This is a genomic window from Nonomuraea cypriaca, from assembly GCF_015645445.1.
Taxonomy (GTDB): Bacteria; Actinomycetota; Actinomycetes; order Streptosporangiales; family Streptosporangiaceae; genus Nonomuraea; species Nonomuraea cypriaca.
Genome location: NZ_JADOGI010000326.1, coordinates 1 through 9,586, shown reverse-complemented (window position 1 = coordinate 9,586; position 9,586 = coordinate 1). Strand labels below are relative to the sequence as shown.

At 68.3% G+C, this 9,586-nt stretch carries 13 protein-coding genes and 1 tRNA gene; 12 read left to right on the top strand and 2 right to left on the bottom strand.

Annotated features, from left to right (window positions below):
* Both ITP53_RS50980 and ITP53_RS50975 read left to right on the top strand, forming a co-directional pair.
* On the top strand, nucleotides 1-301 hold a 301-nt coding region (locus ITP53_RS50980), incomplete at its 5' end, for a hypothetical protein (protein WP_207757591.1).
* A 41-nt stretch (nucleotides 302-342) separates the two neighbouring features.
* Nucleotides 343-846, top strand: a complete 504-nt coding sequence (locus tag ITP53_RS50975) for a hypothetical protein (protein WP_195902713.1) — start codon at nucleotides 343-345, stop codon at nucleotides 844-846.
* Between the two features lie 7 nt (nucleotides 847-853).
* Here the strand turns inward: ITP53_RS50975 and ITP53_RS50970 are convergent, their stop codons facing one another.
* The gene (locus tag ITP53_RS50970) at nucleotides 854-2,062 is read right to left on the bottom strand and encodes a pyridoxal phosphate-dependent aminotransferase (protein ID WP_195902712.1); all 1,209 of its coding nucleotides are present in this window, start codon (nucleotides 2,060-2,062) and stop codon (nucleotides 854-856) included.
* Between the two features lie 159 nt (nucleotides 2,063-2,221).
* Between ITP53_RS50970 and ITP53_RS50965 the strand changes: the two genes are divergently transcribed.
* From ITP53_RS50965 to rplL, 8 genes are all read left to right on the top strand, one after another.
* Nucleotides 2,222-2,294: transfer RNA gene (locus ITP53_RS50965), tRNA-Trp, on the top strand.
* Between the two features lie 77 nt (nucleotides 2,295-2,371).
* The gene (gene secE / locus ITP53_RS50960; RefSeq protein WP_195902711.1) at nucleotides 2,372-2,617 is read left to right on the top strand and encodes a preprotein translocase subunit SecE; all 246 of its coding nucleotides are present in this window, start codon (nucleotides 2,372-2,374) and stop codon (nucleotides 2,615-2,617) included.
* Nucleotides 2,618-2,697: 80 nt separating this feature from the next.
* A complete protein-coding gene (gene nusG, locus ITP53_RS50955; RefSeq protein ID WP_195902710.1) occupies nucleotides 2,698-3,462 on the top strand; it encodes a transcription termination/antitermination protein NusG in 765 nt (254 codons plus the stop codon).
* A 196-nt stretch (nucleotides 3,463-3,658) separates the two neighbouring features.
* The gene (gene rplK / locus ITP53_RS50950; RefSeq protein WP_195902716.1) at nucleotides 3,659-4,090 is read left to right on the top strand and encodes a 50S ribosomal protein L11; all 432 of its coding nucleotides are present in this window, start codon (nucleotides 3,659-3,661) and stop codon (nucleotides 4,088-4,090) included.
* Between the two features lie 92 nt (nucleotides 4,091-4,182).
* Nucleotides 4,183-4,902, top strand: coding sequence for a 50S ribosomal protein L1 (rplA, locus tag ITP53_RS50945; RefSeq protein ID WP_195902709.1), 720 nt, complete (start codon nucleotides 4,183-4,185; stop codon nucleotides 4,900-4,902).
* A 214-nt stretch (nucleotides 4,903-5,116) separates the two neighbouring features.
* Entirely contained in the window at nucleotides 5,117-5,944 is an 828-nt protein-coding gene (locus tag ITP53_RS50940; protein ID WP_236052100.1) for a LolA-like protein, read from the top strand.
* A gap of 336 nt (nucleotides 5,945-6,280) precedes the next feature.
* A complete protein-coding gene (rplJ, locus tag ITP53_RS50935) occupies nucleotides 6,281-6,805 on the top strand; it encodes a 50S ribosomal protein L10 (RefSeq protein WP_195902708.1) in 525 nt (174 codons plus the stop codon).
* A 71-nt stretch (nucleotides 6,806-6,876) separates the two neighbouring features.
* Complete coding sequence (rplL, locus tag ITP53_RS50930) at nucleotides 6,877-7,263, top strand: 50S ribosomal protein L7/L12 (RefSeq protein ID WP_195902707.1); 387 nt, start codon at nucleotides 6,877-6,879, stop codon at nucleotides 7,261-7,263.
* Between the two features lie 81 nt (nucleotides 7,264-7,344).
* Here the strand turns inward: rplL and ITP53_RS50925 are convergent, their stop codons facing one another.
* A complete protein-coding gene (locus tag ITP53_RS50925; RefSeq protein WP_195902706.1) occupies nucleotides 7,345-7,740 on the bottom strand; it encodes a nuclear transport factor 2 family protein in 396 nt (131 codons plus the stop codon).
* Nucleotides 7,741-7,830: 90 nt separating this feature from the next.
* Here ITP53_RS50925 and ITP53_RS50920 point away from each other — a divergent pair, with 90 nt between their 5' ends.
* Nucleotides 7,831-8,397, top strand: a complete 567-nt coding sequence (locus ITP53_RS50920; protein WP_207757590.1) for a TetR/AcrR family transcriptional regulator — start codon at nucleotides 7,831-7,833, stop codon at nucleotides 8,395-8,397.
* Between the two features lie 129 nt (nucleotides 8,398-8,526).
* On the top strand, nucleotides 8,527-9,420 hold the full coding sequence (locus tag ITP53_RS50915; protein ID WP_195902705.1) for an ABC transporter ATP-binding protein: 894 nt from the start codon (nucleotides 8,527-8,529) through the stop codon (nucleotides 9,418-9,420).
* Nucleotides 9,421-9,586 lie beyond the last annotated feature (166 nt).

Here is a 9,586-nt window from a genome sequence, read left to right as displayed (position 1 = left end):
GTGGGCCAGGTTCGGCTCGGCCGGCGGGTCCGGCTCGGCCGGCAGGTTCGTGGAGGCGCGGGTGGAGCACGGCACGGCGGCCGCGGACTGGGCGGGCTACCGCGCGAGCGTCCCGGTGCTGGACCCGCGCGACATCACCGTACGCGGCAGGCCCGCCGTGCTCGGCCGGCATCCGGGCGGCGGCCGGTTGATCGCCTGGCTGGAACGCTCGGGTACGGGCGCGTGGATCAGGGCCGGCCGGTCACTCGCGGACGAACTGGTCGCAATTGCCGCCTCCGTCAAGACTCATGTAGGAGACTAGGACGCTTCACCCTGGCACGTTCATGAGCTCATGGGGGGTCGATGCGGCGTACGGCGGCGGCGGTGATCCTCGTGCTCGCGCTCACGGCGTGCGAGTCCGGCGGGGCGCCCGATTCTCATCAGGGATCCGTGGCCACGCCGCCGTCACCGGCCGCGCCCGACGAATTCCTGGCCTGCGGGTCCACCGAGATGCGGATCCCCGGCATGCCCCCGGGTCTGCGCCGGGCGGGCTCGTTCCACCGGCTGGACTCGCTCACCCGTGAGCTCGAGGTCAAGGGGCTGACCTGGCGGGAGAGCGGCGAGCGGGTGTACGTCGGCGTGGTGTGCGGCGTGCGTACCGCCGAGGGGTTCGCCACGCTGGTCGCCAGGTCGCGGCTGTCGGTGTATCGGGGCAGGCCGGCGTTGCGCTGGACGACGCGTACGGGCCTGCGCAACTTCATGTGGCTGGAACGGCCGGGCACCGCGGTCTACGTCGCCACGACACCCGGCCTGGCCAGCCTGATCAAGCAGATCGCCGCCGGCATCACACGGACCCCGGCACCCTGAACCCCGCTCAGTGGGCCTCGGACAGCAGCTTGCCCATGCGGCTGACGCCCTCGACGAGGTCGTCGTCGCCCAGCGCGTACGACAGGCGGAAGTAACCCGGCGTGCCGAACGCCTCCCCGGGCACCACCGCCACCTCGGCCTCCTCCAGGATCAGCTCGGCCAACTCGCCGGACGACGCCGGCCGCCTGCCGCGCAACTCCTTGCCGACCAGCGCCTTGACCGAGGGGTATGCGTAGAACGCCCCCTTTGGTTCAGGGCACAACACGCCCGGGATCTCGTTGAGCATCCGAACGATCGTCTGCCGGCGCCGGTCGAACGCCGTACGCATCTCGGCCACCGCCGACAGATCGCCGGAAACCGCGGCCAGCGCGGCCATCTGGGCGACGTTGGAGACGTTGGAGGTGGCGTGCGACTGCAGGTTGGTCGCGGCCTTGACCACGTCGGACGGGCCGATCAGCCAGCCCACGCGCCAGCCCGTCATCGCGTAGGTCTTGGCCACGCCGTTGAGCACGACGACCCGGTCGCCCAACTCGGGTACGGCCGTGGCGATGCTGGTGAACTCCGCGCCGCCGTACACGAGGTGCTCGTAGATCTCGTCGGTGACCACCCACAGGCCGTGCTCGGCCGCCCAGCGGCCGATCGCGATCGTCTCCTCGCGCGAGTGGACGGCGCCCGTCGGGTTGGACGGCGAGACGAACAGCAGGACCTTCGTACGCTCCGTGCGCGCGGCCTCCAGTCGCTCGACGCTCGCCAGGTAGCCGGTCGTCTCGTCGGTCACGACGTCGACCTGCACGCCGCCGGCCAGCTTGATGGCCTCGGGATAGGTCGTCCAGTAGGGGGCGACGACCAGCACCTCGTCACCCGGGTCGAGCAGCGTCGCGAACGCCTGGTAGACCGCCTGCTTGCCGCCGTTGGTCACCAGCACCTGCGCGGGCTCCACGGCGTAGCCGGAGTCGCGCCGCGTCTTGGCGGCGACGGCCTGCTTGAGCTCGGGGAGGCCGCCGGCCGGGGTGTACTTGTGGAAGCGGGGCTCATGGGCCGCCTCGATCGCCGCCTCGACGATGTAGCCGGGCGTCGGGAAGTCCGGCTCGCCCGCGCCGAAGCCGATGACGGGGCGCCCGGCCGCCTTCATCGCCTTCGCCTTGGCGTCCACGGCCAGCGTGGCGGACTCGGATATCGCGGAGATTCTTGCTGAGATGCGAGGTCGGGTGGACATGCGTCCATCGTCGCACGCGCTCCGTGACCTGGGCGATCAGGAATGGGTTCGACGTACAGGGCATTCCCCCGTATGCTTTCGCCTGGTCCTGCCGCCGCATCTCGGCCTGGCGGTTCGGTCCAGGCAGTGAGCTGACCAGGGTAGTGTGGTCAACGACATAGGGCACTGGCGCAATTGGTAGCGCACCGGTCTCCAAAACCGGCGGTTGGGGGTTCGAGTCCCTCGTGCCCTGCGAGTGCGGTCCGCGCAATAATGGCGTGTAAGCGCGCCGCATAACTGCGTTGGACACGACAGATTCAGGTGAGGACTGTGGCGATCGACACGCGCGGCGAGACCGCCGGCAAGCCGAGTGGCGAGAAGAAGACACGCACTTCGCCTGCCCTTTTTTATCGGCAGGTCGTCACCGAGCTCCGCAAGGTCATCTGGCCGACCCGCAAGGACCTCATCACCTACACCACGGTCGTTCTGATATTCGTTCTGATCATGGTCGCGATCGTGTACGGGCTGGACAGCGCCCTGGGATGGGCGGTGCTCCGCATCTTCGGCGGAGCCTGACCGAGACACCGCCGGTGTCGCCTGACGGAGTCGCCATTCGACACGAGTCGAATCGATAAGACGAAAGAGGAAGAGTCACCGTGTCCGAGTCTTCATTTCCAGCGGACGAGTCCCGCGACGAGTGGGGCGACGAGCTGGAAGAGGCCACTGAGGAGGCCGCCGAGGCGGCCCTCGAAGAGGCCGAGGTCGCGGAGAGCGACGAGGCGGCCGAAGCCGAGCCTGCCGAAATCGAAGATGATTCGGCTCTTCCCGACGTCGACCCGATCGAGGAGTTCAAGAGCTCCCTGCGCGGCCTGCCCGGTGAGTGGTACGTCATCCACTCCTACGCCGGCTACGAGAACCGCGTGAAGTCCAACATCGAGAGCCGCAACGTGTCGCTCAACATGGAGGACTACATCTACCAGGTCGAGGTGCCGACGCACACCGTCCAGGAGTTCAAGAGCGGCAAGAAGGTGCCGGTCAAGGAGCGGGTGCTGCCCGGCTACGTGCTGGTGCGCATGGAGCTGACCGACGAGTCCTGGGCCGCAGTGCGCAACACGCCAGGCGTGACCGGCTTCGTGGGCCTGTCCAACAAGCCGAGCCCGCTCAGCCTCGACGAGGTCGCCAAGCTGCTGGCGCCGGAGCCGACCGAGGAGACCAAGAAGGCGACGGCCAAGACGGCCACGGGCCCGACGGTCGAGTTCGAGATCGGCGAGTCCGTCACGGTCATGGACGGCCCGTTCGCCACGCTGCCGGCCTCGGTGAGCGAGATCAGCCCCGAGTCGCAGAAGCTCAAGGTGCTCGTCTCGATCTTCGGCCGCGAGACGCCGGTCGAGCTGTCGTTCAACCAGGTCTCCAAGATCTAGGACGATCACATACACTTAGACGTTCGGCTGGCCGCCTTGTCGCGACCAACGAGAAGTCCGCGAACCCGGACTGCCCCCAACGGCGGGGCGGCGCCGATGAGCGGCTCTCTTGTTGGATATGGGCGGCCTTCCGACATGTCCGGGCCGCAATCCGCCGGACCGGACGGCATCGCAATCAGGACCCGGAGAAGGACTAATGCCTCCGAAGAAGAAAATCGCCGCACTGGTCAAGGTGCAGCTGCCGGCCGGCCAGGCCACCCCGGCTCCGCCGGTGGGTACGGCGCTCGGCCCCCACGGCGTCAACATCATGGACTTCGTCAAGCAGTACAACGCTGCGACGGAGGCCCAGCGGGGCAACATCATCCCCGTTGAGATCACCATTTTCGAAGACCGCAGCTTCACCTTCATCACGAAGACGCCGCCGGCGCCCGAGCTGATCAAGAAGGCCCTCGGTCTCGACAAGGGCAGCGCCGTCCCGCACCGGGACAAGGTCGGCAAGCTCAGCCGCGAGCAGCTGCGCAGCATCGCCGAGACGAAGATGCCCGACCTCAACGCCAACGACGTCGAGGCGGCCGAGAAGATCATCGCCGGCACCGCCCGGTCGATGGGCATCACCGTCGCCGAATAACTTCCCTTTCGATCCGTGGGAGGGCTTTCCCCGTGAAGGCCCGCACCGTGGGAGGGCCTCCTGGCCCGCATGACCACTCAGGAGTCAAGAACATGAAGCGCAGCAAGGCGCACAAAGACGCGACCGCCAAGGTCGACCACGACAAGCTCTACTCGCCGTCAGACGCCGCGAAGCTCGCCAAGGAGACGTCGACCACCAAGTTCGACGCCACCGTCGAGGTCGCGCTGCGGCTGGGCGTCGACCCTCGCAAGGCCGACCAGATCGTCCGCGGCACGGTCAACCTCCCGCACGGCACCGGCAAGACCGCCCGGGTCCTGGTCTTCGCGACCGGTGACCGTGCCGAGGCAGCCCGCGAGGCCGGCGCCGACATCATCGGCGCCGACGAGCTGATCGACGAGATCGCCAAGGGCAACCGGCTGGGCGAGTTCGACGCCGTGGTGGCCACGCCCGACCTCATGGGCAAGGTCGGCCGCCTGGGCCGGGTGCTCGGCCCGCGCGGTCTCATGCCCAACCCGAAGACCGGCACCGTGACGCCCGACGTCGCCAAGGCCGTGACGGAGATCAAGGGCGGCAAGATCGAGTTCCGCACCGACCGGCAGGCCAACCTGCACTTCATCATCGGCAAGACGTCGTTCGAGGAGCGCCAGCTCATCGAGAACTACGCCGCCGCCCTTGACGAGGTGCTGCGTCTGAAGCCGTCGGCGGCCAAGGGCCGTTACCTGAAGAAGGTCACCTTCTCCACGACGATGGGCCCGGGCGTCCCGGTCGACCCCAACGCCACGCGCGGCCTCACCGCCGACCTCGGCGAATAAGGCCCTGCTCTGAAGAGCCTCGCCCGATTCCGGGCGGGGCTCTTTTTGCTTTTCCCCGCTCACCGCCACGTCGGGCGGCCGGGCATGGACGGCGGGTTCTGGGGGCAGTACAAGCGGGAGTCGTTGGGGAGGTGGGTGGGGGATAACCCTGGGTTTTCCCCGAAATATGCGGGGAAAGCGGCTACGGCGGCGAACTTAAACGTAGGGTCAAGACATGCTGAAGCGCACGATAAGTCTCACTGCGGCCGGTGCCGCGCTCGTTGTGGCGGCGGTCGCCGGTTGTGGATCGATCGCCCAGCCCATCCAAGTCAACCTGGCCGCGTCCGAGGTGCTCGCGCAGGCGGCGCAGAAGACCTCGCAGGTCTCCACCTACACCGTCGACGCCGTGGTGAACGCGGCCCACCCCCAGGAGGGCGACGGCAGGGTGCAGGGGCGCATGCTCTACCAGAGCAAGCCGGACCTGGCCGTGGACCTCACGCTGGACACCGTCGGCATGGGCGGCAGGAGCCTGCCCGGCGGCGCGCGAGCCGTTCTCCAGGGCGACAACGTCTACGTCAAGGTCCAGGCGCTGAACGACCTCGTGGGCGCCACCAAGCCGTGGATCAAGGTCTCGCTCAGTGAGGTGGGCGACTCCGCGCAGGTGAACCAGTACCTCAGCCAGATCCAGCAGTTCGACCTGGCGAACGTGACCAAGCTGGTCACGGCCTCGCAGGACGTACAGTCCGTCGGCAACGAGAGCGTCAACGGCGAGGACACCACCCACTACAGCGGCTCGTTCCCGGTCGACGCGGCCGTGCAGCAGCTGCCCGCCGACAAGCAGGAGCAGGCGCGTACGAACCTCGCCCAGGTCAAGGACGACGTGAAGTTCGACGTCTGGGTGGCCGCCGACGGCCTGCCGCGCAAGCTCGCGATGAGCGGTGGCAAGGAGGGTGCCACGCTCGACGCCACCCTGTTCTTCAAGGGTTACAACGAGCCGGTCAACATCGCGGCGCCGCCGGCCGACCAGGTCGGCGACCTGCCCAGGAACGGCACGACCAACTGACCGCGTAGCGCCGCCCGAGTGCACGGCCCGTCGTGGCCGATGCGCCGGGCGGCGCTCGCGAGACCGCCCGAGAACCACACTGAGAACCACACTGAGAACGATTTGGAAACTCGGCGGCCACGAAGTACTGTGGTCGTTGCCAAAGACCGCCGGTCGTCGTCGGGTGCCTCAATACCCGGCGACCGAAGGATCCACATCAAGTGGACGGCCCGCGCAGGTGTGATGCGAGTTTCCCACGCGGACTGATCCGCGTGTGCGAGCCCCGTGTGCGCCCTGCGCCCGGGGCTGTTCTCATGTCTGGGGCCCTTCGCCGGTGGCACATCTGGAAGGAGGCCCATGGCGAGGGCGGATAAGGCGACAGCGGTTGCCGAGCTCAAGAGCGAGTTCGAAGGCAGCGCTGCCGCCGTTCTGACCGAGTACCGCGGTCTCACCGTCGCGCAGCTCAAGGAGCTGCGCACCTCTCTCGGTGAGAATGCGAAGTTCGCCGTGGCGAAGAACACCCTGACCAAGATCGCGGCCGACGAGGCCGGTCTCTCGGGCCTCACGGGCCTGCTGACCGGTCCGACCGCGATCGCCTTCGTCAACGGCGACGTTGTCGAGGCGGCCAAGGGTCTGCGTGACTTCGCCAAGGCCAATCCCCTTCTGGTGATCAAGGGCGGCGTCCTCGACGGCAAGACGCTCGACGCCACCGAGATCACCAAGCTCGCCGACCTCGAGTCCCGCGAGGTGCTCCTCGCCAAGCTGGCAGGCGCGCTCAAGGCGAAGCAGAGCGGCGCTGCCGCGATGTTCGCCGCGCTGCCCACCAACATGGCTCAGCTGGCCGACGCTCTGCGCGCGAAGCGCGAAGAGGCGGGCGAGTAGTACGGGGGTTGCCGCAGTTCCCGCGGTCCCGTTCCTAGTTTTCAGCAAGTCCTAAACGTAAGGAAAACATCATGGCGAAGCTCAGCACCGAAGAGCTGCTCGACACGTTCAAGGAGATGACCCTCCTCGAGCTGTCCGAGTTCGTGAAGCAGTTCGAAGAGGTCTTCGACGTCAAGGCCGCCGCCCCCGTCGCGGCCGCCGCTCCGGCCGGCCCCGCCGCCGAGGCTGCTGTCGTTGAGGAGCAGGACGAGTTCGAGGTCGTCCTCGAGGCCGCCGGCGACAAGAAGATCCAGGTCATCAAGGAGATCCGCGCCCTCACGTCCCTGGGCCTCAAGGAGGCCAAGGACCTGGTGGACGGCGCTCCCAAGTCCGTCTTCGACGGCAAGGTCAACAAGGAGCAGGCGGAGAAGGCCAAGGCTGCCCTCGAGGGCGCCGGCGCCACCGTGACCGTGAAGTAACTTCCCTCTTCACGCACGCTCTTCGAAAGAGGCGGCTACACCCTGGTGCCGGGTGTGCCGCCTCTTTCGCGTTCCCGGTGGTCAGCCGGCGGTGGCGGCTCGCACCTGAGCGATGGCGCTGGTGTCCATGTAGTCCCTGGTGTGGATGATCTCGCCGTTCCTGATCCGCAGCACCAGCAGGCCGGGCACCTTGATCGGCCGGCCGCCGACCGTGACGAACGTGTCCTGTTCCACGACCACGACCTCCGGGTCCTCCGTCCTGTGCAGCGACACCCGGCGTACCTCCTGCGCCTCGAACGGCGTCGCGCCCCACGACGCGCGGTAGCCCGCGCGGATCTCCTCCCTGCCCTGGTACGGCGCCAGCCCGCCGAACGGGAACTCGTGCAGCCCTTCCGGCGCGTAGAGGTCGGCGAGTTCGTCGGCCGACTTGTGAAGCATCGCGTCGTGGTAGCCGGTGACGATCTCCTCGATGGACATGAGCGGTCTCCTCGGTTCACTCAACGGGCGTTGACTCAACGAGCGTAGAGCGAAAGGCCCGGGCCGGTCAACGCATGTAGAGTCCTGAGCGTGGGTGAGAAACCGCTTCCGCGAGCCGAGAGGCGACGCAGGACCGAGGGGCGGATCCTGGGCGCCGCCCGCGACCTCTTCGCCGAGGTGGGATTCGAGCGCACCACGATCAGGGCGGTCGCCAGGGCCGCCGAGGTCGATCCCGCCCTCGTCATGCAGTACTTCGGCAACAAGCAGGAGCTCTTCCAGCAGGCCGTACGCGTGACGCCGGCCGCGCCCACCGGGTTGGACGCGGAGGAGGTCGTCGAGCACCTGCTCGGCACGCTCAACGTGAAGATGGGGGAGTTGCCGCAGGGCTCGCTGGCCATGATGCGATCCATGCTCACGCACCCCGAGGCGGCCGCGTCGGCGCGGCGGACGCTGGGCGAGCAGATCGACCGGCTGGCCCTCTCCCTTCCCGGCGAGGACGCGCGGCTGCGCGCGGCGCTGATGACGATGATCCTGGTCGGTGTGACCGTCGGGCATCAGTTGCTGGAGCTCGACGAGCTGCGCGGCGTGTCCCAGGAGGAGATCGCCCGCGCGCTGCGGCCGGCCTTGCGAGCCCTCGGCGGACCCGAGGTCTCATGACCGGGCGGACCCGAACCCCATAACCGTGCGGTAACCAAACGGGTGGAATCCCGTTGCAGTGACGGCGACGGCCAGTAAAGTTCGCACCACGTTATCCTCTGAATACTCCCCGTGGTTGGAAGGTGGCCAGTGGGCGTCGAGGTCGTCGTGGACGGGCTGACCAAGTCATTCGGCCGGCAGGTCATCTGGGAGGACGTCTCGCTGACGCTGCCCGCGGGGGAGATCTCCGTGCTGCTCGGCCCCTCGGGCGCCGGCAAGTCGGTGTTCCTCAGGACGCTGATGGGGCTGCTGAGGCCCGACCGCGGCCACATCTGGATCGACGGCCACGACCTCGCGGACTGCGACGAGAACACGTTCCACGAGCTGCGCGGGCTGTTCGGCGTGCTGTTCCAGGACGGTGGGCTGTTCGGCTCGCTCAACCTCTACGACAACATCGCCTTTCCGCTGCGCCAGCAGGCCACGGCGGCCGAGGCGCGGATCCGCCAGATCGTGATGGCGAAGATGGAGCTTCTCGGCCTGCTCGGCGCGGAGCGCAAGCTCCCCGGGCAGCTCTCCGGCGGCATGCGCAAGCGGGCCGGGCTGGCCAGGGCGCTGGTGCTCGACCCCGAGATCGTCCTGTTCGACGAGCCGGGCTCCGGCCTCGACCCGGTCAGGACGGCGTACCTCAATCAGCTCATCGTCAACCTCAACGCCGAGACCGGGGCGACGTTCGTGGTCGTGACGCACGACGTCGACACCGCCCGTACGGTGCCCGACAGCATCGGGCTGCTCTTCAGGCGCGAACTGGTCATGTTCGGGCCGCGGGAGATGCTGCTGTCGAGCGACGAGCCGGTGGTACGGCAGTTCCTCAACGCCGGCATGCCGGGCTCCGATCCTGATCCCGGCGGACCGCCGCCGATCCCGCCGCGGCTCATGCCGAGCGGAAACCGGATCCGGCACACGCGGCAGGCGCCGGGCGACCTGGTTCGCGGCCAACGGCGTGATCCCGCCGCGGGGATCGTTCGTGGACGAGCGGGGACGTGACCGGCGGGAGGTCCCGTCCCCACGGCATCGGCTGGATGTGCGACGCGCGCGCCAGGCCGCTCCTGTAACCCATCTGGGGCACCCGGATGGTCCAAGCGGCCCCACGCCATCCCAGGCGCTCAGCGGGCTACTCAGAGCCACACGCGGGGGGCACGCCCCCCGCGTG

Bases quoted from the DNA above. Each gene is read 5' to 3' on its own strand.
- ITP53_RS50975 (WP_195902713.1), top strand. From the start codon at position 343: ATGCGGCGTACGGCGGCGGCGGTGATCCTCGTGCTCGCGCTCACGGCG.
- ITP53_RS50970 (WP_195902712.1), bottom strand. From the start codon at position 2,062: ATGTCCACCCGACCTCGCATCTCAGCAAGAATCTCCGCGATATCCGAG.
- rplK (WP_195902716.1), top strand. From the start codon at position 3,659: ATGCCTCCGAAGAAGAAAATCGCCGCACTGGTCAAGGTGCAGCTGCCG.
- rplA (WP_195902709.1), top strand. From the start codon at position 4,183: ATGAAGCGCAGCAAGGCGCACAAAGACGCGACCGCCAAGGTCGACCAC.
- ITP53_RS50940 (WP_236052100.1), top strand. From the start codon at position 5,117: ATGCTGAAGCGCACGATAAGTCTCACTGCGGCCGGTGCCGCGCTCGTT.
- rplJ (WP_195902708.1), top strand. From the start codon at position 6,281: ATGGCGAGGGCGGATAAGGCGACAGCGGTTGCCGAGCTCAAGAGCGAG.
- rplL (WP_195902707.1), top strand. From the start codon at position 6,877: ATGGCGAAGCTCAGCACCGAAGAGCTGCTCGACACGTTCAAGGAGATG.
- ITP53_RS50925 (WP_195902706.1), bottom strand. From the start codon at position 7,740: ATGTCCATCGAGGAGATCGTCACCGGCTACCACGACGCGATGCTTCAC.